The sequence below is a fragment of the Pseudarthrobacter sp. NPDC092202 genome, from assembly GCF_044755505.1.
In the GTDB taxonomy this organism is placed as follows: Bacteria; Actinomycetota; Actinomycetes; order Actinomycetales; family Micrococcaceae; genus Arthrobacter.
In genome coordinates, this window is the sequence record NZ_JBIVRG010000005.1 from 126267 (window position 1) to 148725 (window position 22459).

The following is a 22459-nucleotide window of genomic DNA, read 5'->3' on the forward strand; positions in this document are numbered from 1 at the left end:
GGGCGTCAAGGGTCCATTACGAAAGGCCGACATGAGTACTGATGCTTCACGTCGACGCGACGTCACTGTTGCGGACGTCGCCAAAGCCGCGCAGGTGTCCAAAGCCCAGGCCGCCCGAGCCCTGGGCAACTACGGGGCTGTGAGCGACGACGTGCGGGAGCGTGTGCTGGCTGCCGCGGAAGAACTGAACTACCGGCCCAACGAGCTTGCCCGCAGCATGAACACCGGAAAATCAAACACCATCGGCGTGGTGGTGGGCGATATCGAAAACCCGCATTTCGGGCTGGCCACCCGGGGAATCACGGACACCGCAAAGAAGAGCGGCTTCAACGTCATCCTGGTCAATACAGATGAAGACTGGGCGGCGGAAGTGGACGCCGTCAGGGTGCTGCTGGACAAGCGTGTTGACGGCCTGATCGTTGCCCCCGCCTCCTCCGTTGAGAGCCGGCACCTGCAGGACGTCCACCACTCGGGAAGGCCACTGGTCCTGCTGGACCGCACGGCGAAAGGGCTGGACGTGGACACGGTGGCCGTGGACATGGAAGGCATTTCCCATGAATCAACCCGTTATCTGATTGAGGCCGGACACAACCGGATCGCCTTCATCTCCACGCTTCGGACGGATGACTCCTACGCCACTGGCCTGTCCCTGGGCTCGTCCCAGATCTCGGACCGGCGGGACGGCATCATGCGGGCGTTCCGGGAAGCGGGCCTCAAGGAACCCGACGATCTGGTGCGCTTCAATGCCGACGGGCCGGAAAACATCAAGAAGATCACGCGTGAACTGCTGCAGCAGCCTGACCCTGCAACGGCCATCATCGCCTCGGACGGCCTGATCGGACTCAGCGTTGTGGAGGCCATCCAGGACCTCGGCCTCGCTATCCCGGATGACGTCTCTTTCCTCATGTACGACGATTTTGCCTGGACCCGCCTCACCAGGCCTCCCTTGACCGTGATCGCGCAGCCTGTGTACGAGATGGGCGTTGCAGCCGCCGAGGCCCTCATCCGGCAGATCCAGGGCAGGAAAGCGCCGGCGGCCAAACCCGAATTCGCCGCGACCCTCGTCAAGCGCGGCTCGGTGGGCGGGCCGGCCGGCGGCAAGGGCAGCCACGACGGCCGGCGGAACGAAAACCTGCCGGCGACGTAAACTTCGCCGGACGTTCATTTCCCCCTCAACGGCGCAGCGGTCCGGTCCACGTAGCGTGAAAAACGTTCCGAGCACCACCCGTACCACCCGTGAGGATTGCCATGATCACCAGCCAGCAGCCCGTCGTCCTGACCAGCAGCAGCATCGACTCGAGTGACGAGGACGTGGTGGAGGCCAACGTCGGCATCGTGGATGCCATGCACGCCGCCCTGCTGCGGACCGAGGAGATGTCGCCCGTCGCCGTCCGCAGCTACTATGTGGATTTCTATCTGGCCCAGGCACTGGAGGGCGGCTTCGCGCAGTACGTGTTCACCGCCGTCGACCGCTCCGAAACAGACACCCTGGTCCGCGAAGGCATGGCGGGCATGGGCGCCCCTGCCCATCTTGACCTGTTCAACCGGGCAGTGGAGGCATTTGATGACTTGTCCGAAGAAGACGAGGAGCGCTACCTGGACGGTGGCCTGGATGAGGACTCCGAGGAAGTTCCCGACGGCGTCCTCCGGATGGAGGAGCTCGACGGCGAGTTTGAGGAGCTGCTGGAACGGGAGAACATCACGGCACTCAACGCTGCCTGGCTCCGCAGCCAGGCGGAGCTGCTGGTGCTGGACGACGAAGAGGTCGGTGCCTACATTGAGCGGCTTGCGTCAATGATTCCCGATCTGCCGGAGCGCCAGGCGCAGGCGGACGCCGAGGCCCTGGAGGATGCGCCCGACTTCGAAATCATCATCCGCGAACTGTGCAGCATTGCCGGGTATGAACTCCTGAAGATCACCATGGGCGATCCCAACTACGTCCACAACGGCGAACGTGCCCTGGCCTGGCACTTCTCAACCGACCACGGAGGGTTCCTGATGGTCGAGGAGGAGGACGAGGCCTTCATGATCAACCCCGACACACAGGAAATCGTGGCCGCCGTGGAGTTCGAAGAAGCAGGCGCGGAGATGGCCGACGCCTAGGACGGCCGTCCCGGCCAGGCCTACGCCAGCTGCACCCGGCCCACCGTAACGGCGCCTTCCAGCACCAGCCGGAAGGCGCCGCTGCCGTCGCCGAATACGGTGCCGGAACGAAGCTGAACCACAAGCTGTCCGCCGCAGCCCGGGACAATCTTGGCGCTCCCCACGGTGTTCCAGGTGTCCGCTGGTCCGGGTATCTGGATGCGCACCCGGCCGGCAGCGCCTGCGGGTTCGTTGGAAACTACATCAAGCAGCACCTTGTTGCCCTCCGCAGGGGCCGGGTCCCAGCCGCAGTAGAGTGCCCAGCCGGGCCGGCTAGTGTCCGCCGGACCTACGGCCGTGCCGGCCAGTGGTGTCTCGGGCACCAGGGCCAGGTTGTGGCAGGAATCGAAGTTTTCCGCCCGGAACCATCGCCCGGAGCGGCGCCCGGGACCGGTATGTCCGGCTACGGTGAACGGTACTGCCAGCGGAAGATTCTCCGCGGACGCACCCACCAGAAGCTGGTACGTTCCCGGTTCCACCAGCATCCGCTCCTCCACCACGCTGTAGGTTGCCAGCCTGTGAAGCGGAACCCGGATCCTCGCCGTGGCCGCGCCTCCCGGCGGAACCTCCACGCGCTGGTGGCCCACCAGCAGGCGGCGGGGGAACTCGAAGCGGTGGCCGGGAGCCGACGCGTAAACCTGCACCAGTTCCGACGCCGGGCGCGTGCCGGTGTTGCGCAGCTCCACCGCCAGTTCCGCCTGGTCCGCGCCCTGGGGGCCTTCGCCCGGCAGTTCGCGCAGGGCCACAGATTCGTAGTGCACCTCGCCGTACGTCAGGCCATGCCCCAGCGGGAACAGGGGTTCCGCGCGGCTGTACAGGTAGGTGGAGCGCGAGGTGATGATGTCGTAGTCCAGGATGTCGGCCAGGTCCCCGTCCCGCCGGAACCAGGTCTGCGGCAGCCGCCCGGACGGCTCGGTATCGCCGCTCAGGACATCCACCACGCCGTTGCCCAGCTCCTGCCCGCCGTGGGACGTCCAGACGATGGCCGGCGTATCCGCGAGCGCCCCGAGTGCATAAGGGTAGGAGGACACAACCACCAGCACCGTGCGCGGGTTGGCCTCGCGCACTATGCGGACCAGTTCCTGCTCTGCCAGCGGGAGGTCCAGCGTGGTGCGGTCCAGCGTCTCCCGGCCCCCGAGGTGGGGGTCGTTTCCCACCACCACGACGGCGGTGCGGGCAGCGGAGGCGGCCTGCCGGGCGGCCTCGTGGCCGGACTTGAGCGTACGGAGCACAAAGCGGTCAGCTGTGCTGGCGCCGGGAACAAGGGCTGCGCTCGCGGTGCCGGCTTCAATCCGCAGCCATTTGCCGGTCCCCACATGCTGCAGCGCGGCAGTGCCGTCCGTGGCACGGTCCAGCCGGAACGTCTCCTGCACCACCCAGCCGCCCACACGGTCAGCCGTGGCGCGCAGGTATCCGTCCCCGGTGTCGGTCACGAACTTTCCGGTCAGTTCGGACTGGAGGGTCAGCTCTCCCTTGCCCCAGTCCTTGACGATAAAACGCTCCGCCGCACCAGGAACAGCGGCCTTTGCGGTCAGGACGGCAGTGCCGTCACCACCCAGGTAGCCGCCGGTCCGGACGCTCCGCAGGGCCACGACATCGGCGCCTTCCTCTGCAACGACGCCGGCTCCGGAACTTCCGCCGTAGCGGCGGGCGAGCCCTTCGGCGATGCTGACCTCGTCCTGCAGGGTTCCGCTGTACCAGTCGCTCAGCACCCGTGACCCAAGGGTCCCGATGACGGCGATGGTTCCGGGGTCGCTGCCCAGCGGAAGCAGCGGAAGCAGGCCGGTGCCGGCGTCGGAGGAGGCCCCTGTGCCCGAGGCTGCATCGTTGCGCAGCACCACCACGGACTTTGCGGCTGCTTCCCGTGCCAGCTGCACGTGTGCGGGCGCGCCGATGGCGTCCGTCCCGATGGCCGCATAGGGGTCACTTTCCGGAGTGAACTCGCCGGTCCTGGCGCGGAGCGTGAGGAGCCGCAGCACCGCCCGGTCAACGTCGGACTCATCGATCAGGCCCTGGCTGAGCGCCTCGTTGAGGTGGGCGATGGACGGCGCCGGGTTGTCGCCGTCGTCCGTGAAGCTGTCCACTCCCGCGTGGAGCGCGGCCGCATAGGCCGCCGGGCCGTCGTCGAAATACTTCTCCGCGCGGAAGAGGGAGCCGGGCGCGCCCGCGTCCGTCACGATGGTGACCGACTCCCCGTTGTGCCACTGCCGCAGCTCGGACTGCACCAGGTCGGAGACGTGCGCGGGCCGGCCGTTCACCAGGTTGTAGGAGAGCATCACTGCCCCCGCCACGCCCTCCTCGATGGGGGAGCGGTAGGCGGGGAGTTCGTACTCGTGCAGGACCCGGGGGCTGAGGAAGCTGGAGGTGACGTTCCTGTCCAGCTCATTGTTGTAGCCGAGGAAATGCTTGAGGGTGGGAACCGTCAGCCACGTGTGCGGGTCCTTTCCCTTGAGGCCGCGGCAGTAGGCGCCGGCCAGCTCCGCCGTGAGGTGCGGGTCTTCGGAGAAGCCTTCCTCGTTGCGTCCCCACAAGGGGTGCCTGAGCGGGTTCACCACCGGTGCCCAGGCGTTCAGGCCCACGGACGGATCCTCCGCCTTCTTTCCGCGGAGTTCGCGGCCCGTGGCCTCGCCGAGCCGTTCGATCAGGTCTGCGTCCCAGGTGGCGGCCATGCCTACGGGCTGCGGAAAGACGGTGGCCGGTCCCAGCCAGGCAACACCGTGCGCTGCCTCCGCGCCTGTGTGGAAGGGTGCCAGCCCCAGCTCCGGAACAGCCGGGGCGTGCTGGTGCAGCATGGCCACCTTCTGCTCGAGGGACAGCGTGCGGAGGATCTGGTGGGCTAGTTCTGCAGCGTTTCCAGTCCCGGGGTCAGCGGCCGGGGAGGCGAGGGTGGCGGGTTGATTGCGCACGGCAGTCCAATCAGCGGGTTATCGAATCGCTTATACAAATTCGGGCGACACCCAGTGTTGCACTCCGGCTTGTGAGTCGCAACACATTTCACTCTTGCCGGATCCTGTGCTGGTGTCATACGCTAGCCCAAGTCGAATCGGTTCGATGAATCGTTGAATCCTTCCCTCATTGGCTCACACAAAGGAGTGCTGTCATGCTTGGTTCCCAGGTAGACCCGTCAAGGGGACGCCCCCATAAATCCGCCAGCCGCCTGCTTGGCGAGGCCTCATCCGCCGGCGTTAACCGCCGCTCCTTCCTTGGCATCCTCAGTGGTGCGGTGTTCCTCGCCGCTGCGCCGGCTGCGTTGACGGCCTGCTCCAGCGGTGCCGCGCCGCAGGCAACAACCTCCGGCAGCCTGTCGGAAACGGTGGCCAAACTGGTCCCCGCGTACAAGCCGCTGGAGCTGGTCAAACCGGATATCCCTTCCGTGAACGGCTCCACGCCGGGCTTCACCAGCATCCCCTCGTCCCTGGTCAAGTCCGTCCCCACCCCTCCCGGGAGCGGCGGAACCTACACGGCCATGACGCCCGCCTGGTGGGCTGTCCCGCCCGCGCTGCCGCAAAACAGCTACTACCAGGCGGTCAACGAAAAGCTCGGCGCCACCATCAACTTCCAGGTCAACGACGGCAACGCCTACGCGGACAAGGTGCAGACAGTCCTGGCCTCGCCCAAGGACGTTCCGGACTGGATGGTCATTCCGGGATGGAACCTGCCGCCGCGCTTCGGGCAGGCAGCCGCAGGCGTCTTCCAGGACCTCTCCGAGTTCATCGCCGGGGACAAGGTCAACAAGTACCCCAACCTGGCAAACATTCCGACGGCGGCATGGAAGATGGGCTGCTTCGAAGGCGGCCTCTACGGGCTGCCCTACCCAGGTGCCCTCATCTCGGATGCCATCTTCTACCGCGCAGACCTCTTCGAGGAACTCGGCGTCAAGCCGCCCACGTCCGCCGACGAATACCGCACGCTGGCCAAGGAACTCACGGACGAATCCAAGAACCGCTGGGGTTCCGAGGACGTCTGGACCGGCGCGCAGATCATGCACGGCGTTGTCCCCAAGTGGAAGCAGGTGGACGGCAAGCTGCAGAACAAGGTGGAAACGGACGAGTACCGGGCTGCGCTTGAGTGGACGGCGAAACTGTTCGCCGACGGCTCGGTCCACCCGGACGCCGTGGCCGGAAACGCGCAGCAGTCCAAGCAGCGCTTCGAATCCGGCGCCTCGTTGATGGCCTCGGACGGCATGGGCTCCTGGCACGAGGCTTTGGCCCGGGTCCTTCCCTCCAACCCGAAGTTCAACATGCAGCCCATGGACTACTTCGCACCCGACGGCGGCAAACCCACCCTGTTCCGCGCACAGCCGGCAGCGATCTTCAGTTTCATCAAGAAGACGGACCCCGCCAAGGTGGAGGAGATGCTGGCCCTGGCCAACTTCATGGCAGCCCCGTTCGGCACCGAGGAGAACGTGCTGATCAACAACGGCGTGGAAGGCGTGCACTTCACCAGGGACGCCCAGGGCATCCCGAAGGCCACGGCCAAGGGTACCGAGGAGGTCACCAGCACCTACGCGTTCCTGGTGAACGCCCCGATCGTGAACTCCATGGTCCAGTACCCGGGGCTGGTGCAGTCGCAATCCGAGTGGGAAGCACGCCAGGCGCCCAACGTTGTGGAGGACGCCTTCTTCGGCATGCAGATCCAGGAACCGGCCAAGTTCGGTTCGCTGTCCAAGCCGTTTGACGACCTCGCCAAGGACATCATCCGCGGACGCAAGAGCATGAAGGACCTCGACGCCGAACTCGCCACCTGGAAGAGCAAGGGCGGCGACGAACTCCGGGACTTCTACGCCGGATTCCTGGCCTAGGGGATGGCGAGGATGAGCACCGGAACAGAGCGCACAGCAGCGCCGCGGCAGGAGGCCGCCGCGGCGCAGGACAGCGGGGATTCGGCAGGAAGTACGACGGCGGCCAGCGCGTTGGGTGCCGGGACGCAGGAGGCCGGAACGCAGGATGCAGGCAGCGCGGCTGCCGCCGGCACGGCCACCCCTGCGCTGAGGCCGAGGGCCAACCTCAAACTGCGGTTCAACCGGGACCGTTCCCTGGTGTTCATGGCATTGCCCGCCGTGATCCTGCTGGCGATCTTTGCGTACCTCCCCATGCTGGGCAACGTGGTGGCCTTCCAGGATTACTCCCCGTACGTGGGCATTCCGGCCAGCCCCTGGGCAGGGATGGACAACTTCGCGCGGGTGCTGGCGGACCCCGACTTCTGGCACGCCGTCAAGAACACCCTGGTGATCACGGCGTTCCAGCTGGTGTTCTTCTTCCCCATCCCCATCGCCCTGGCCATGCTGCTCAACTCCCTGGTCAACCCGCGCCTCCGGGCGGCGATCCAGGCCGTGGTGTACCTGCCGCACTTCTTTTCCTGGGTCCTGGTGGTCTCCGTCTTCCAGCAGATCTTCGGCGGGGCGGGGCTGCTGAACCAGTCGCTGCGCGCCAACGGCTGGCAGGCCGTGGACATCATGACCAACCCGGATACGTTCCTGTTCCTGCTCACCTCCCAGGCCGTCTGGAAGGACGCCGGCTGGGGCATCATCGTGTTCCTCGCAGCCCTCAGCGCCATCGATCCGGCCCAGTACGAGGCAGCGGCGGTGGACGGGGCCGGCCGGTGGAAGCGGATGTGGCATGTCACCCTTCCCGGACTCCGCAGCGTTATCGTTCTGCTGCTGATCCTGCGGCTGGGGGACTCGCTGACCGTTGGTTTCGAGCAGATGATCCTGCAGCGGGACGCCGTCGGGGCGGAGGCCTCCGAGGTCCTCGACACCTTCGTGTACTACACCGGCGTGCAGAACGGCGACTGGAGCTACGCGGCCGCCGCCGGCCTCATCAAGGGCCTGGTGAGCCTGGCCCTGATCCTGACTGCCAACAAAGTTGCCCACATCTTCGGTGAGAGCGGTGTCTACTCCAAATGAGCACACTAACCAGCAAGGCACCCACTACTGCAGACGCCAAACCACCCAGGCAGCCGCGCACCAGACCGGAACGCCCCATCTGGGACGAAGAACCCGGAGCGGCGGCGAAGGCCGGCAAGATCGTGGTGCTCGCCGTCGTCGTCCTTGCGGTCCTGGGGCCGCTGTACACGATCGTCCTCACCAGCATCTCCTCCCAGGCCACCATCACGCAGGCCGGCGGACTGGTCCTGGTTCCCGGGGAAATCTCCTTCGCCGCCTACCAGCAGATCCTCAGCGGCGGGGTGGTCACCAGGGCGGTGCTGGTCAGCGTGGGCGTCACGGCCACCGGCACGGCGTTGAGCATGGTGGTCTCCATCCTCTGCGCGTACGGCCTGTCCCGGCCGGGGTCCTTCGCCCACACGCCCATCCTGTTCACACTGCTGATCACCATGTTCTTCAGCGCCGGCATCATCCCGGCCTACCTGCTGGTGTCCGGACTGGGCCTGATCAACACGTACTGGGCACTGATCCTGCCCAGCAGCATCTCGGTGTTCAACATCATCATCCTGCGCGGCTTCTTCATGGGCATTGACCGGGGGATCCTGGACAGCGCCCGGATTGACGGCGCCAGCGAGTGGCGCACCCTGACGCAGATCGTGCTGCCCATGTCCAAGGCCGTCACCGCCGTCATCGCACTGTTCTACGGGGTGGGCTACTGGAATGCATTCTTCAACGCCATCCTCTACATCAATGACAGCTCCATGAACCCGCTGCAGGTGGTGCTCCGGTCCTACGTGCTCCAGGGCGTCTCGGTGCCCGGCCAGGTGGATGTGGGAACCGGGGCCGCGGCGGGTCCGGCGCTGCAGATGGCCGTGATCGTGCTCGCCATGATCCCCATCCTGATCGTCTACCCCTTCGTGCAGAAACACTTCACCAAAGGCGTGATGATCGGCGCGGTCAAGGGATGAGCGGCCCGGCTTCGGTGTCCTTCATGTGGCCCTCAACGGACCGCCGCGGTGCTTGCCCCCTTGGAAAGGGAGGGGGCAATGAGGCGCAGCTCGGCGGGCTTGGCCAGGCTCAGCCGGTCCATGACCATCTCCACGGCGGCGCGGCCGATGTCCATCGCCGGGATGGACACCGCCGTCCAGGGCAGGAAGGCAGCCGTGGCCACATCGGCCGGGGCAATGACCACCACCGAGATGTCCTCCGGGACGGACCGGCCGTGCGCGGCAAGGTTCTCCCGCAGGATGGGCAGCAACCCCTCGTTGTGCACCAGGAGGGCAGTGATGGCCTCCGGGCCGGCGAAGACCTTCTCCAGCGCCCGGGCCAGGTCCTTGGAGTTTGCCTCGCAGGCCACCGAAACATTGGTGATCTCGAGTTCGCGGCACGCCTCCTCGAAACCGCGCAGGGCCCGGTCCGCGTAGGTTGCGTGCCGGCGCAGCGAGGCGGGCGGGGAGCCGATGAAGGCGATGCCGCGGTGGCCCAGTTCGGCCAGGTGGCGGACGGCGGTGCGGGAGGCTCCGGCGAAGTCGAAGTCAACGCAGCTGAGGCCGCGCGGATCGTCCGGCATGCCGATCAGCACCGCGGGCTTGTCCAGCTTGGCCAGCACGGGGATGCGGGGATCGCGGGCCTCGATGTCCATCATCACCAGGCCGTCCACCATGGACTGGGACGTCACCCGCTCTATGCTGCCGGCGTCGTCCTGGGTCAGAAGCAGGACGTCCTGGTTGAACGTCCGGGCGGTGGTCACTACGGCGGTGACGAACTGCATCACCACACCCACGTTGACGTCCGCGCGGAGGGGCACCACCAGCCCCAGGACATTGGAGCGGCTGGAGGCCAGGGCGCGGGCACTGGACCGGGGGCTGTACTTCAGCCGGCGCATCGCCGCTTCGACGATTTCGCGGGTTTCTTTCGATATGGGACGGTTCCCGCTCATCACGTAGGACACGGTACTCGTGGAGACCCCCGCTTCTTTGGCCACGTCACTGATGGTCGCCGCCGTTGAAGCCTTTCGATTACTCATATCCATCATTTAACCAAGGAATTCCATGCATCCTCGAAGCCACGGCCTGAGCGCCGTGACAGAGCGGGCCGGGCTGCTCTTCGGCGCCGACTACAACCCCGAGCAGTGGCCGGAGGAAAGCTGGCCGGAGGACATCCGGCTGATGCAGGAGGCCGGCATCAACCTGGTCACCCTGGGCGTCTTCAGCTGGGCACGCCTGCAGCCCACCGAGGGCACCTGGGACTTCGGCTGGCTGGACCGGATCCTTGCCCTGCTGGAGGAGGCAAACATCCAGGTCTGCCTGGCCACGCCCACCGCATCGCCGCCGCCCTGGCTGGGGCACCGCTACCCCAGCACGCTGCCCACGGATGAAGCCGGGACAACGCTCTGGTACGGGTCCCGCAACCAGTTCTCGCCGTCGTCGGCCGTGTACCGCAGCGCCGCACGGCAGGTCACCGCGGCACTCGCCGAGCGGTACGGCAAGCACCCCGCCGTTGTGATGTGGCACGTGGGGAACGAGCTGGGACAGATCAGTTACGACGACGAGACCGCCGCCGCGTTCCGCACCTGGCTGCTGCGCCGCTACGGCTCCCTGGAACACCTGAACTCCGCCTGGGGCACCACCTTCTGGAGCCAGGGCTACAGCACCTGGGAGGAAATCCTGCCCCCGCGCACGGCACCCTACCTCCACAACCCCACGCAGGTCCTGGACTTCAAGCGCTTCACCTCGGAGTCGCTGCTCAAACTCTTCACCGCTGAACGGGACATCATCCGCCAGTACTCCCCGGATGTCCCGGTCACCACCAACCTCATGGGGTTCTTCCGCGGCGCGGACTACTTCAGCTTCGCCGGGGAGACGGACCTGGTGGGCAACAACTGGTACACGGATCCCGGGCAGCCGCAGACCTGGGAGCTGGGCGCCCTCACCCACGATCTGTGCCGGGGACTGGCCGGCGGCACACCCTGGCTCCTGATGGAATCCGCAGCCTCAGCCGTGAACTGGCGGCCCCACAACAGCGCCAAGGAACCCGGCGCCCTCCGCGTGGACTCGTTCTCCGCCCTGGCCCGCGGTTCCGACGGCATCTGCTTCTTCCAGTTCCGCCAGTCGGCCTTCGGCGCCGAACGCTTCCACTCCGCCGTGGTGCCGCTGGCGGGGGAGGACACCCGTGTGTTCCGCGAGGTCGCGGAGCTCGGCTCCCAGCTGCAGGACCTGCGGCTCCTCGCCGGCACCCCGGCGCACTCCCGGATTGCCATCCTGTTCGACTGGGACAGCTGGTGGGCGGCTGAGTCCCCCGACTGCCCCACTGACCGGCTCGGCGTCCTGGACCAGCTCCAGGCCTACTACCGGCCGCTGCTGCGCCGCGGCCTGTCCGTGGAAGTGGTGCACCCCTCAACTCCGCTGGACCGCTTCGACCTGGTGCTCGTCCCCAGCCTCTTCCTCCTGGCGGAGGACCATGCCGCGGCCCTGACGGAATGGGTGCACCAGGGCGGGACCGCCGTCGTGGGGCCCTTCACCGGGGTGGCGGACAGCAACGGCCACCTCCGGCAGGGACGCTTCCCGGCGGTCCTGGTGGACCTGCTCGGCACCAGCGGCGAGGAATGGCGACCCCTGGCGGAAGGCATTGGACTCGATTTTGCTTCATCCGGCCCGGGCGGTGACTCTGCAGACGCACCCGCCGGCCTCGAGGCCACTGTCTGGTCCGAGGACCTGCGCCTGGACGGTGCGGGAGCCTCGGCGGCGGCCACGTTTGCCTCCGGCGCCCTGGCAGGAAAACCGGCGGTAGTCCGCAACAGCCACGGCCGCGGCACCGCCTGGTACGCCGGGTGCGACCTGCCCGAAGCCGCCCTGGGCCACATCGTGGGGGAGGCCCTGGCGGCAGCCCGCATTTCCTCGCCGGTGGCAGGAATGCTGCCGGACGACGTCGAACTCGCCACCCGCGGCGGCCACCTTTTCCTGCTGAACCACAGCCCTGAACCGCGCCCCGTGACGCTCACCGGGCAGTCCGTGGACCTGCTCACCGGGAACGCCTGCGGGCCCCACCTGACCCTGGAACCGTACGGCGCCCTGGTCCTCAAAGACAGCACTGCACCTCTTGAGAACGGAAACTGACATCCCATGAAATTCACCGACGGCTACTGGCTGTACCGCAAAGGCTTCTCGGCGCTGCACCCGCGCGACGTCTCGGACGTGGTGGAAGACGGGCGGAGCCTGACGGTTTACGCACCCACCAAGCGCATCAACTCCCGCGGCGATGCCCTGAACCTTCCGCAGCTGACGGTCACCTTCGATGCGCCCCTGCCGGACGTCATCGGCGTGACCATCGAACATTTCCAGGGCGGCCTGGACAACGGCCCCCACTTTGACGTGAGCCGGACAGGGCCGGCGCCGCAGTTCAGCCGTGACGGGGACACGGCCAGCATCACCTCCGGCGGGCTGACGGCGCGGATCAGCACGTCGGGGGACTGGGGGGTGGACTTCCTGGGGAACGGCAGGCTGCTGACCACGTCCACTCCCCGCAGCGTCGGCGTCATCACGGACGACGGCGGGCGGACGTTTGTGCACGAACAGCTCAGCCTGGGCGTGGGTACCAATGTGTACGGCCTGGGCGAGCGGTTCGGCGCGTTTGTCAAGAACGGCCAGTCGGTGGACATCTGGAACGAGGACGGCGGCACCTCCAGCGACCTCGCCTACAAGAACGTGCCGTTCTTCATCACCAACGACGGCTACGGGGTGTTTGTGAACCACCCCGAGAAGGTGTCCTTCGAGGTGGGGTCCGAGGTGGTGTCCCGCACCCAGTTCAGCGTGGAGGGCCAGAAGCTCCAGTACTTCATCATCCACGGGCCCTCGCCGAAGGACATCATCAGGCGGTACACCGAGCTGACTGGGCGGCCGTCACGGATCCCGGCCTGGTCCTACGGCCTGTGGCTCTCCACCTCCTTCACCACGGACTACGACGAAAAGACCGTGAACTCCTTCATTGACGGCATGGAGGAGCGGAACCTGCCCCTGTCCGTCTTCCACTTCGACTGCCACTGGATGAGGTCCTTCCACTGGAGCGACTTCGTCTGGGACCCCGCCACTTTCCCTGACCCGGAGGGCATGCTGGCCCGGCTTCACGACCGCGGGCTCAAGGTCTGCGTGTGGATCAACCCGTACATCGCCCAGCGCTCGCACCTGTTCCGCGAGGGGCTGGAACGGGGCTTCCTGGTCAAGCGGGCGGACGGGTCCGTGTGGCAGTGGGACATGTGGCAGGCAGGCATGGGGCTGGTGGACTTCACCAACCCCGAGGCCGTGCTCTGGTACCAGGACAAGCTCCGCGGCCTGCTGGGCCAGGGCGTTGACTCGTTCAAGACGGACTTCGGCGAGCGCATCCCCACGGATGTGGTGTGGCACGACGGCTCCGATCCGGACAGGATGCACAACTACTACGCGCAGCTGTACAACAGGACGGTTTTCGACCTGCTGTCCAAGGAGCTGGGCGAAGGCGAAGCGGTGGTGTTTGCCCGCTCAGCCACGGCCGGCGGACAGACCATGCCGGTGCACTGGGGCGGCGACTGTGAGTCCACGTTCGCTGCCATGGCTGAATCGCTGCGCGGCGGGCTGTCCCTGGCGGCGTCGGGCTTCTCCTTCTGGAGCCACGACATCGGCGGCTTTGAGGGCACGCCCGAGCCGGAAATCTTCAAACGGTGGATTGCGTTCGGCCTGCTGTCCTCGCACTCGAGGCTGCATGGGTCCAACTCCTACCGTGTGCCGTGGCTGGTGGACGAGGAATCCGTGGACGTGCTCCGGCACTTTACGGAGCAGAAGATGCGGCTCATGCCGTACCTGCTGATGGCGGCGGAGCAGGCTTACGCAGAGGGCATCCCCCTGATGCGCCCGCTGTTCATGGAGTTCCCGGAGGATCCGGGCTGCGCGCACCTGGACCGGCAGTACATGCTGGGGCCGGACATCCTGGTGGCGCCGGTCATGGACCCGTCCGGCACCGTGTCCTTTTACCTGCCCGAGGGCACCTGGACCCATCTGGAAACAGGGGAGCAGCTGGCGGGCCCTCGCTGGCACCGCAAGGAGTATTCGGTGATGCAGGCTGCCACCTGGGTCCGCGAAGCCGCTGTGCTGCCCATCGGCACAGTGTCGGACCGGCCGGACTACGACTGGGCACGGGACATGCAGTTCCGGGCGTTCGCAGCGCCGGACGGGACACGGCGCATTGGGGTGCCCTCGCCGGACGGTTCCACCACGGCCTTTGACGTGACCGTCAGCGGCGGCGACGTTTCCGCCGTCGTAGTCTGATGGAACCTGTCACCGAGGCGAGGATACACACAGCCATGAAGACCCTGGGCCGCACCGGACTCCCCGTCACCGATATTTGCGTCGGCACCAGTTCCCTGGGAAATTACCCCCGGAACGGCAGCGCGGCGGAGCGGACGGAAACGGCGGTGGCCGCCGTCCGCGAGGCGATGGCCGGTCCCTTCAACTTCCTGGACACCTCCAACGAGTACGGGCACGACGGCGGGAGCGAGCGCTGGATCGGGCAGGCCATCCGGGAGGCGGGCGGGCTGCCGGAGGGCTTTGTCCTGTCCACGAAGGTGGATCCCATCGTGGGGACGGCAGACTACTCCGGCGACCGTGTCCGGCGCAGCGTGGAGGAAAGCCTGGAGCGGCTGGGGCTGGACAGGCTCCCGCTGGTCCATCTCCACGATCCGGAGAAGATCAGCTTTGCGGAGGGCGTTGCCGCCGGTGGACCGTTGGAGGCGCTCGTTGACCTGCGGGACCAGGGGGTGATTGGGCACCTCGGCGTGGCCGGCGGACCCATTGACCTGGAGCTGAAGTACCTGGCCCTGGACGTGTTCGATGTTGTCATCAGCCACAACCGGTACACCCTGGTGGACCAGACGGCGGAGCCGCTCATTGAGGACGCACGACGGCGGGGCGTCGCCTTCATCAATGCCGCGCCTTTTGGCGGCGGCCTGCTGGTGAAGGGACCCGAGGCCAGCGCCAACTACTGCTACCGGCCGGCCAGCGCGGAACTGCTGGGCCGGGTCCGGGAGATGCAGGACCTCTGCCGCGAGTACTCGGTGCCGCTTGCCGCCGCGGCGCTGCAGTTTTCCACCCGCGATCCGCGCATCACCTCAACCATCGTGGGGATGGCGGAGCCCGGACGGGTGGCCGAAACCGCACGCCTGGCCCAGTGGAGCATCCCGAATGACTTCTGGGAACGCATGCTGCCGCTGGCTGCAGCCGGGAACGCGGACTTGGGTTAGGGGTTCCGACGTCTCTCGTAACTGAGAGTCAGTACACCGAATCGAGCTGGAGGTGACAGTTCATAAGGTGCCGCCGCCGTCCTCACCTGGTCCCCGAGACGTGACCTCATCCCAAGGGTTTGGAGACGATTTGATGTGTAGCGTTTAGGGCACCTTCACCGGGCAGTTTTGCGTGCGGGTCTTATGGGGATCGTCGGGCACGGGGATGCCGCGCTTCTCAATGGAAATGATCTGCCTGTCGCACTGACCCGCCTGGGGACCCTCCAAAGGACACCCAGCTGGCCTAACTAAAGCGCGCCTTTGGAACCAAGAAATCGGGTCGGCCAGGCCCGGCTGACCCACCGGCGGTATTTTGGTGACGGAAGAGGGTTGGTTTCACCGTTCTAGCTGGTCAGGCTCAAAGGAGTTGCATAGATGGATGAACGTCAGAAGCTGACAGTTCCCGACCTGGTTGGGCAGCCTGTGCACATTGCCCAAGAGATGGCGGCGAACATTGGGTTTGGTCTCGCCGCCGGGGACCCTGACGGGCCGGGGCTCCGTTCGCGTACATGGCCAGGGCTGTTCTGGGTGACCTCCCAAGATCCGTCTGCCGGGTCGGTCCTTGAGCGCGGGAGCCAAATTAGGATTACTTTCGTTCAGGACGGTCAAGCCCGAAGCGACGTGCCGGAGCAGACAGGCGGGCCGACCCCCTCACTTAAGAGTCATGCGGAGGCTGAGAAGGACGAGTGAGCGATGTCCGGTGAGGGATCGTGTGGCGGCCGCTGGTCAGCGATCCGTTGGCTTGGCGGATGTCGGCGCTGTGGTTGAAGAGCCGTAGGTCAGCGGAGACGGATGCGTTTAAGGCGGGCTGTTGGGGCCGGGCTGGAGGCGGGGGCATGGGTAGTGGACTGCGTTTGCAAGCCGCCCCTTGAAGGTCTCCGCGCCTGAAGCGTAACCTGCACGCAAGAAGCGGAGATTGCAAGATTGGCCTAGGAGCGGCATGAATGTGCTGAGCCAGATACTCGCCGGATCCACCGGCCTGGCGCTGATAAGCGTTGGCATCCTGGAGATCTTCTTCCATGGCGATCAACGGTTCCACCGGATCTTCCTGATTAGGCCGGAAGACGTGCGCGCAGTGCGGATGTGGGCGATGAATGTTGGCGCCTACAACATCACCTTCGGCTTGGGCATCGCAGTGGGCCTGTGGCTGGTGAACTTCTCAGGAAATCCCGCCAGCGGGTCGGCCATAGTTATCTTCTGCTGCTCGTGCCACGTCTTCCTTGGTTTCTGGCTGTGGGTCACAGAGAAGCGCCTTTTGGTCAGCGCAATCGGCCAGGCGCTCTTCCCGGCGCTGGCAATCGTCTTCTACGTTCTCTTTCACTAGGGGGTGGTGGTTGGCGAATGCTAGTGGCGGCGTTTTTGGTTGCTACGCGTCACAGCAGCGCCCGTAAGGGGATCCCCTATTGACGCAGGAGCGCCCGTTAGGCCACCCGGCTTACGGGCGGATGTTCTTAGTCCAAGCAGGCACATCAGGATCAGCTCGGACGGCGACTGCAACGCGCAACACTCCTATGACAACAGGGGCGGGACAGGATCTGGAAAGGTAGAACCATGACCTTACGCATCCGGCTCATCAACCCCGGTGACTGTGAAACCCTGGCTGAACTGCAAGTACGCAACCGCGATTTCCTGTCACCGTGGGGTCCCACGCGGGCTGAGGACTATTTCACGGTGGAAGGTCAGCGCGCCGACGTTGAGGCAGCACTGGCACGTCACGGGCGCGGTGATGCAATGCCCTGGGTCATCTTGGACGACGACGGTGCGGTAGCTGGGCGCTTGACGCTCAGCGGCATCACCCGCGGCCCCTTCCAATCCTGCAACATGGGGTACTGGCTGTCGGAGGACCGAACAGGCATGGGTCTGGCGACGGAGGCCGTCCAAGCAGCACTCGTCTCCGCCTACACCGAGCTGGAACTTCATCGAGTGCAAGCCGAAACTTTGATTGCCAATGTCGCTTCTCAAAACGTCCTAGCCAAGACAGGCTTTCAGCAGTACGGACTCGCCCCGAAGTATTTGAAGATCGCAGGCACATGGCAGGACCACCTTATGTTCCAGCACTTGAACGACAGCGTCGGGTGAGGATCCCCAGTCGGGCGCCTAAAACGTCCGGCGAGCCACCGGCTAACGGACAGTGGGATTGCTTGGCTACAGCCGGAACTCAATAAATTTGTGTTCGTATCTGTCGGGTTTCATGTAATCGGACACAAATTCCAGCTCCAGCCCTTCGTCGGTCCACACCGCACGGTATGCCCCGTCGCCGAACGGATCGTGCGCGTTATTGGTAGTCAGCGACCCTACCTCCACATAAGTGGGCCAGTTTCGGGGTTCGTAGACCGTGAAGCCGCCCGCGAGGAGGACAGTCCTGTTGACGATCAGCACGCTTCGTCCATCATTCGGAGATTGCAACGTGTACGCAGTAACCGGGGTGAGCAGAAACATCGCTAATGCCGAGTATGCGGAAACTAAGCCGACGCAGATTCCTGCTACCCAACCGGATGCTTTCACGAGGCGAGCTACCCAACGACTTCGAGTACTGGCAACTGCATATCGGGTTAATAGGTAGATCCCAGTGATGGCGGGCACCATCGCCAGGAGGGAAAGGAGGGTTCCCACAGTTATGGTGTTAATGTCCGGAGCGAGAAGAATATAGATGTCTGCCGAATCTAGCTGAAGCAGCGTCCATGACATCAGCCCTAGACAGGCCGCCACCAGAAGCCATGCGATTCCCAGCCATATGGATGTTCGCGGACGATCTCGTGCCACGGGCAACATGGCTTCCTCATCGACGGTCATTCTTGGGGCGTCACTCCTGGCATCGTTAAATTGTTGGGTGGCAGAACCATCCTTCACCGGACGGCGGACTCAAGTATGACTTGAACCAGAGGCCTAACGGCACACAGCCGGAATTTCATCAGGCGGGCGAATGTCGGCGTTGCCTCTGCCGCCGGGCTGATATCCGCACCACTCCTCGGTGAAGACCTCTGCGGCTACCAAACCAATAGGGACGGATGCTGCTACAACGAAGATGATGGCCAAGCCTGCCCATACCCAGGTCCTACGGGCGGTTACACTGCGTCGCATTATCACGAATGCCCCTAGGCCGGCCATAAAGGTTGCCAGCACGGCGCTGACTTGCAGCGCCTGGTTCGACGTAGCCCCGGTCCCGGTGAGTAAGGACATGATCGTGGCCCCAACAATAAGAGTGGCTGGAATCGCGGGCAGAACTGCCAGAGAGCAGAAAATCGTAGCCAAGACCACGGCTAAACGAGGTTGATCAGGGGTTACCCTGGCAAATTCGTTGTTCAATAAGTCCCCCAAAAGTGTTCGTTGCCCGACGCTACCAGAGCACCGCCCCACTCAGTTCTGTACTAGGCAGCTCGAGTCGCCCCGCTAGCCGGTGGCCACCAGCGTCACCAACTACAGGCCCAACCCCCGCGGTAGGCTCGACCAGACGTTTGTCGATGCCTACCAGGAGGCACCGAAATAGCGGGAGCTTACGCGACCAAATGGGCGTAATGGGGGAACAAACATGGGGACTTCGCGGCATGGAGTCAGGCCCGGATGGATCCTGCTCGGAATCTTTTCCGCGTTCATGGTTCCGATCCTTCTGTTCTTCGGGATCTTTGCTGGAGGCCTCGACGACGAGGAGTCCTGCGAGATATCTCGTCATCAGGCCTATGACCGGGAATACAGGATGGCGCACCCGGAACATGCGGGCAGGAACATCTTCCCGTTGAGCAACAAGTGCAACGCTGACTACGACATGGTCCCCTTCTGGATGAACCCCGCGGTCGTCGGGTTCGCACTACTTGCTGTCGGCGCCTTCATAGTGCCACCACTGATAAACCGGACTGCCCAGCAACGTCCGAACGGTCCTCGGTCAGCGGCCCCGTAGCTTTTCGGAATCTCCACGCCCGCGAGGTGCAAATTCATTTTGAGCCGGCCGAACTTCCGTAACCCTGTGGCCCACGGGACGCTTTTAAACGCCCGATCGGGGGACCGGTTACTGAGACAGACCTGACCGTCCCTTGCCGGGGGAGTGGTTCCGCGGTGAAATGCAGCGATAGATGGTGGCGTTGATTGAGACACCGTCGCACCACTCTAAGCTCTCGAAGAGTGCTTGATATCCAGGCCAATAGGGGTGAGGCCCAAGGCGCGCAAAAAAGTTGGTGACCACCCGTAACCTTTCCGTCGTCCGCTGCGATGTAGGAGGTGATGGGCCCGCCCGGCGGGCCCGAATCACAAGTGTTGTCTAGGTTTTGGAGTTCTAAATGTCGTTGTTCACCGTCCTCGCCACCAGCAAAGTCGCTGCCGGAGTCCTGGCCGCCGGCACCATCGCCGTCGGCGGAACCGGCGCCGCAGCCGTTTCCGGTGTCCTCCCCGCCCAGGCGCAGCAGACCGCCCACGACCTCTTCGGCGCACCCGCCCCGGAATTCGCTGCGGAAGCAGCCGCTGAAGGCCAGGCAACCGCCGCAGCCGCTGTCGAGACTGCTGCTGACGATGCCAAGAACGACGCCGACGCCGACATTGCTGCCGACGCAGAGGCAACAGCGGCAGCCGACGCCAAGGTCACCAACGAGAACGCCTCCGCCAAGGCTTCTGCCTCCGCTGCCGCGGACACCGCCGTTGACGCAGCCGGAGCCGCAGCGTTCGGCCTGTGCACCGCCTTCACCAACGGCGGCCTGAACGCTTCCTCCGAAGCCTTCTCCTCCCTGGTGATCGCCGCGGAAGGCGAAGCGAACATCGAAAGCTACTGCGCCGACGTCGTGACCGAAGCTGGCGCAGCCGCCGAGGCCGGCGCTGCAGCCAACGGTTCCGCAGCTGTTGAGGTTGAGCGCCCTGAACTGCCGGCCGTTCCGGCAGTGCCCGCCGTTCCCGGCGTTGACGGCGAACCCGCCGTTCCTGCCGTCCCCGCTGTTCCCGCCCAGGGCGGCAACGTAGTGGACACCCCCGCCGTTTCGGTCCGCTAAGGACTGATCGCTAGTCTGTACTGCGGGAACCGGCCAAAGGGCTGTTTCCGCAGTACAGACAGCCCCGGCTGACCGGACGCACCGCCGTTCGGGAACGCGCCGGGAGCGCCTGCCGACAGGCAGCAGGAAACACAGGGGACTGGCTGTCCGCTCCGGAGACCGGGACAGCTGCACCCCGCATCCTGGGATGGAGGAGCCGCTGGTGCTCAGCACTTTGGCCCAAGAAGAGACGGACATATTCGAGAGTGCGGCCGGAACAGACCCGGCCGCACTCTTCGGCGCTGCCTACCGGTCCTTCGCCGGGCCGGTGCAGGGATACCTCAAAGCCCGGGGCGTGGATGATCCGGAAGCAGTCACCCAGGACGTGTTCCTGGCCTTCTACCCGAAAATCAGTGAACTTACCGGGGGACTCCAGGGCGCCAAGTCCCTGATCTTCTCCATTGCGCACGCTCGGATGGTGGATTACTACCGCCGGGTGGAGCGCAGGCCCCAGCTCGGCCCCTACGATCCACAACAGGATGCCCGGACCACACCGTCCGCAGAGGACCACGCCATTGAACTCAACGGCGGGGCGGCAGCCATGCTGGACGGACTCAGCGAGGAACACCAGGAAGTGCTGGCCCTTCGCGTGGTGGCCGATCTGTCCATCGAACAGGTTGCCCAGATCATGGGCAAAAGCCCCGGAGCCATCAAGCAGCTCCAGCGCAGGGCCCTCCAGAACCTCAAGGCACAAACGCTCCAGAGAAACCAGGCGAATCATGAGTGACACGGCAGGAACCCGCAGCGACGCCTTCGTCGACCAGCTGCTGCTCGAGGCAGGCATGGACGACGACGGCCGCCTCCGCCCCGCGCTGCTGGAACTCCGTGCGCTCGCGGACACCGCGCCCGAGCCTTCCGCCGCGATCGCGGCATTGATGGCTCCCGCCGGAGCGGCAGGTCCTGCCGCATCCGATGCTGCACCTGCCGCCCCCGAAGAGTCCCCGCGGGTGGACGAGCTGGCCGCCCGCCGCAAAGTTAAGCGCCGGATCGCCCTCACCACCCTTTCCGTGGCTGTTTCGCTGAGTGCCGGCGGGGCTGTTGCCGCAGCATCGGACCAGGGAATCCGGGAGTCCCTCACCCAGCTGAACCACACCATCACCGCCTTCGTGACGGGTGCCGCCCCATCCCCGGCCGGTCACCAGACCGGACAGCCCGCCGCGCCGCTGCCCAGTGCACCCGCCGGAACCGCACCCGCCGGAACCGCACCCGCCGGAACCGCACCCGCCGGAGCCGCGCCGTCCGGCACTGCGCCGGGCGGATCCGCCTCGGTTCCCGGGGACCCCGCCGAAGCCAGGCAACCGGCCGCCGCCCCGCCGTCGGACGGTGCAGTTGCCCCTGGGACCCCTGCAGGCCAGCCAGATTCCCCGGGAAAGTCGGCGGAAGTCCCCGCTCCCGGGGCTGTCCCCGGTCACGTTGCCGATGGGCTGGGCAAGCCGCCGGAAGTCCCGGTCCCCTCAGAGGTTCCGCTGCCCGGGAACCTTCCGTCCGTCCCCCTCCCGTGACGCCTGCCTGCTGCACAGCAGCGCACAGCACAGCAGGGCCCGGCACAGGAAGGCCGGCTCAGTAGCCGGATGCACCCATCCTGATCATTTCGCCGGACGGATCCGCCAGGTACCAGACGCCGTTCACGCCCTGGCCCAGGATGTCGCCCGCCTTGGTGTCCTTGGCGAAGTAGTACAGCGGCAGGCCGTTCAGCGTCACCTGCTTCGCGCCGTCCGGCGTCGCAATGATGCCCACAGTCCCGGTTACCCCTTCCACCTGGGGCGTCTCAGCGGCAGTGGTGACCGGCGGCCACGCTGCCAGGCAGGCGTCGGTGCAGGCGCTGGTTCCGGAGTCCTTCACGTCCTTCGTGAAGAAGTACACGCTCATCCCCTCGGCATCCACCACGATCTCCCCGGCGCTTGAGGCAGCGGTCATAAGGTCGACGGCGGCACTTGCCGGCGGTGCGGACGGCGGGGTGACAGATGCGGCGGGGGCTGTTGCGGAGGCCGGAGGTGAACCCTCCGTGACGGCAGGACTGGAGGTGGCCGGTGCCGTTCCGGTGCTGCCGCCGCAGGCAGTCAGTGCTGCGGAAAGGGCCAGGACGGCGAGTCCTGCGCCCACGTTGAGTTTCATGGC

The 22459-nt window shown here is 65.6% G+C and carries 19 protein-coding genes; 15 read left to right on the forward strand and 4 right to left on the reverse strand.

The genetic code is table 11. The annotated features are described in order from the left end of the window. Positions 1-31: 31 nt before the first annotated feature. Both ACIQF4_RS10470 and ACIQF4_RS10475 read left to right on the forward strand, forming a co-directional pair. On the forward strand, positions 32-1147 hold the full coding sequence (locus ACIQF4_RS10470; protein ID WP_400516019.1) for a LacI family DNA-binding transcriptional regulator: 1116 nt from the start codon (positions 32-34) through the stop codon (positions 1145-1147). 101 nt (positions 1148-1248) lie between these two features. Beyond that, positions 1249-2103, forward strand: coding sequence for a hypothetical protein (locus tag ACIQF4_RS10475; RefSeq protein WP_400516020.1), 855 nt, complete (start codon positions 1249-1251; stop codon positions 2101-2103). Positions 2104-2123: 20 nt separating this feature from the next. Here the strand turns inward: ACIQF4_RS10475 and ACIQF4_RS10480 are convergent, their stop codons facing one another. Next, entirely contained in the window at positions 2124-5048 is a 2925-nt protein-coding gene (locus tag ACIQF4_RS10480; RefSeq protein ID WP_400516021.1) for a glycoside hydrolase family 3 C-terminal domain-containing protein, read from the reverse strand. 194 nt (positions 5049-5242) lie between these two features. On the opposite strand from ACIQF4_RS10480, the gene ACIQF4_RS10485 reads away from it, so the two are divergent. From ACIQF4_RS10485 to ACIQF4_RS10495, 3 genes are read left to right on the forward strand one after another with little or no spacing between them, the layout of a single operon-like run. Further along, positions 5243-6943, forward strand: a complete 1701-nt coding sequence (locus tag ACIQF4_RS10485; protein WP_400516022.1) for an extracellular solute-binding protein — start codon at positions 5243-5245, stop codon at positions 6941-6943. Positions 6944-6955: 12 nt separating this feature from the next. Next, positions 6956-8047, forward strand: a complete 1092-nt coding sequence (locus ACIQF4_RS10490; protein ID WP_400516023.1) for an ABC transporter permease — start codon at positions 6956-6958, stop codon at positions 8045-8047. Beyond that, a complete protein-coding gene (locus ACIQF4_RS10495; protein ID WP_400516024.1) occupies positions 8044-8994 on the forward strand; it encodes a carbohydrate ABC transporter permease in 951 nt (316 codons plus the stop codon). Before ACIQF4_RS10490 ends, ACIQF4_RS10495 begins: the two co-directional genes overlap by 4 nt. Positions 8995-9026: 32 nt before the next feature. On the opposite strand, the gene ACIQF4_RS10500 is transcribed toward ACIQF4_RS10495, so the two are convergent. Beyond that, positions 9027-10052, reverse strand: a complete 1026-nt coding sequence (locus ACIQF4_RS10500; protein ID WP_400516025.1) for a LacI family DNA-binding transcriptional regulator — start codon at positions 10050-10052, stop codon at positions 9027-9029. A gap of 25 nt (positions 10053-10077) precedes the next feature. Here ACIQF4_RS10500 and ACIQF4_RS10505 point away from each other — a divergent pair, with 25 nt between their 5' ends. The 6 genes from ACIQF4_RS10505 (at position 10078) to ACIQF4_RS10530 (ending at position 17411) form a co-directional block, all read left to right on the forward strand. After that, complete coding sequence (locus ACIQF4_RS10505; protein WP_400516026.1) at positions 10078-12141, forward strand: beta-galactosidase; 2064 nt, start codon at positions 10078-10080, stop codon at positions 12139-12141. 6 nt (positions 12142-12147) lie between these two features. Beyond that, complete coding sequence (yicI, locus tag ACIQF4_RS10510; protein ID WP_400516027.1) at positions 12148-14322, forward strand: alpha-xylosidase; 2175 nt, start codon at positions 12148-12150, stop codon at positions 14320-14322. Positions 14323-14357: 35 nt separating this feature from the next. Then, on the forward strand, positions 14358-15293 hold the full coding sequence (locus ACIQF4_RS10515; protein WP_400516028.1) for an aldo/keto reductase: 936 nt from the start codon (positions 14358-14360) through the stop codon (positions 15291-15293). Positions 15294-15707: 414 nt separating this feature from the next. After that, entirely contained in the window at positions 15708-16022 is a 315-nt protein-coding gene (locus tag ACIQF4_RS10520; RefSeq protein WP_374152854.1) for a PASTA domain-containing protein, read from the forward strand. A gap of 250 nt (positions 16023-16272) precedes the next feature. After that, the gene (locus ACIQF4_RS10525; protein ID WP_299169048.1) at positions 16273-16656 is read left to right on the forward strand and encodes a DUF1304 family protein; all 384 of its coding nucleotides are present in this window, start codon (positions 16273-16275) and stop codon (positions 16654-16656) included. Between the two features lie 227 nt (positions 16657-16883). Next, positions 16884-17411 carry a GNAT family N-acetyltransferase gene (locus ACIQF4_RS10530; RefSeq protein WP_350003996.1) on the forward strand — a complete coding sequence of 176 codons (528 nt, stop codon included), beginning with the start codon at positions 16884-16886 and terminating at the stop codon, positions 17409-17411. Between the two features lie 66 nt (positions 17412-17477). On the opposite strand, the gene ACIQF4_RS10535 is transcribed toward ACIQF4_RS10530, so the two are convergent. After that, complete coding sequence (locus tag ACIQF4_RS10535; protein WP_350003995.1) at positions 17478-18125, reverse strand: hypothetical protein; 648 nt, start codon at positions 18123-18125, stop codon at positions 17478-17480. A 736-nt stretch (positions 18126-18861) separates the two neighbouring features. Between ACIQF4_RS10535 and ACIQF4_RS10540 the strand changes: the two genes are divergently transcribed. From ACIQF4_RS10540 to ACIQF4_RS10555, 4 genes are all read left to right on the forward strand, one after another. Further along, positions 18862-19227, forward strand: a complete 366-nt coding sequence (locus tag ACIQF4_RS10540) for a hypothetical protein (RefSeq protein ID WP_400516029.1) — start codon at positions 18862-18864, stop codon at positions 19225-19227. A gap of 376 nt (positions 19228-19603) precedes the next feature. Continuing rightward, positions 19604-20302: a protein tyrosine phosphatase gene (locus tag ACIQF4_RS10545; RefSeq protein ID WP_400516030.1), complete on the forward strand. Its 699-nt coding sequence runs from the start codon at positions 19604-19606 to the stop codon at positions 20300-20302. Positions 20303-20489: 187 nt separating this feature from the next. Next, positions 20490-21068 (forward strand): RNA polymerase sigma factor, encoded by a 579-nt coding sequence (locus tag ACIQF4_RS10550; protein WP_400516031.1) that lies wholly within the window; start codon positions 20490-20492, stop codon positions 21066-21068. Next, on the forward strand, positions 21061-21843 hold the full coding sequence (locus ACIQF4_RS10555; RefSeq protein ID WP_400516032.1) for a hypothetical protein: 783 nt from the start codon (positions 21061-21063) through the stop codon (positions 21841-21843). The genes ACIQF4_RS10550 and ACIQF4_RS10555 overlap by 8 nt, the downstream gene beginning before the upstream one ends. 58 nt (positions 21844-21901) lie before the next feature. On the opposite strand, the gene ACIQF4_RS10560 is transcribed toward ACIQF4_RS10555, so the two are convergent. After that, the gene (locus tag ACIQF4_RS10560; protein WP_400516033.1) at positions 21902-22456 is read right to left on the reverse strand and encodes a hypothetical protein; all 555 of its coding nucleotides are present in this window, start codon (positions 22454-22456) and stop codon (positions 21902-21904) included. Positions 22457-22459 lie beyond the last annotated feature (3 nt).

Bases quoted from the DNA above. Each gene is read 5' to 3' on its own strand.
- ACIQF4_RS10515 (WP_400516028.1), top strand. From the start codon at position 14,358: ATGAAGACCCTGGGCCGCACCGGACTCCCCGTCACCGATATTTGCGTC.
- ACIQF4_RS10500 (WP_400516025.1), bottom strand. From the start codon at position 10,052: ATGAGTAATCGAAAGGCTTCAACGGCGGCGACCATCAGTGACGTGGCC.
- ACIQF4_RS10535 (WP_350003995.1), bottom strand. From the start codon at position 18,125: ATGACCGTCGATGAGGAAGCCATGTTGCCCGTGGCACGAGATCGTCCG.
- ACIQF4_RS10520 (WP_374152854.1), top strand. From the start codon at position 15,708: ATGGATGAACGTCAGAAGCTGACAGTTCCCGACCTGGTTGGGCAGCCT.
- ACIQF4_RS10470 (WP_400516019.1), top strand. From the start codon at position 32: ATGAGTACTGATGCTTCACGTCGACGCGACGTCACTGTTGCGGACGTC.
- ACIQF4_RS10555 (WP_400516032.1), top strand. From the start codon at position 21,061: ATGAGTGACACGGCAGGAACCCGCAGCGACGCCTTCGTCGACCAGCTG.
- ACIQF4_RS10495 (WP_400516024.1), top strand. From the start codon at position 8,044: ATGAGCACACTAACCAGCAAGGCACCCACTACTGCAGACGCCAAACCA.
- ACIQF4_RS10550 (WP_400516031.1), top strand. From the start codon at position 20,490: ATGGAGGAGCCGCTGGTGCTCAGCACTTTGGCCCAAGAAGAGACGGAC.
- ACIQF4_RS10525 (WP_299169048.1), top strand. From the start codon at position 16,273: ATGAATGTGCTGAGCCAGATACTCGCCGGATCCACCGGCCTGGCGCTG.
- ACIQF4_RS10485 (WP_400516022.1), top strand. From the start codon at position 5,243: ATGCTTGGTTCCCAGGTAGACCCGTCAAGGGGACGCCCCCATAAATCC.
- ACIQF4_RS10545 (WP_400516030.1), top strand. From the start codon at position 19,604: ATGTCGTTGTTCACCGTCCTCGCCACCAGCAAAGTCGCTGCCGGAGTC.
- ACIQF4_RS10560 (WP_400516033.1), bottom strand. From the start codon at position 22,456: ATGAAACTCAACGTGGGCGCAGGACTCGCCGTCCTGGCCCTTTCCGCA.
- ACIQF4_RS10475 (WP_400516020.1), top strand. From the start codon at position 1,249: ATGATCACCAGCCAGCAGCCCGTCGTCCTGACCAGCAGCAGCATCGAC.
- yicI (WP_400516027.1), top strand. From the start codon at position 12,148: ATGAAATTCACCGACGGCTACTGGCTGTACCGCAAAGGCTTCTCGGCG.
- ACIQF4_RS10505 (WP_400516026.1), top strand. From the start codon at position 10,078: ATGCATCCTCGAAGCCACGGCCTGAGCGCCGTGACAGAGCGGGCCGGG.
- ACIQF4_RS10540 (WP_400516029.1), top strand. From the start codon at position 18,862: ATGGGGACTTCGCGGCATGGAGTCAGGCCCGGATGGATCCTGCTCGGA.
- ACIQF4_RS10530 (WP_350003996.1), top strand. From the start codon at position 16,884: ATGACCTTACGCATCCGGCTCATCAACCCCGGTGACTGTGAAACCCTG.
- ACIQF4_RS10490 (WP_400516023.1), top strand. From the start codon at position 6,956: ATGAGCACCGGAACAGAGCGCACAGCAGCGCCGCGGCAGGAGGCCGCC.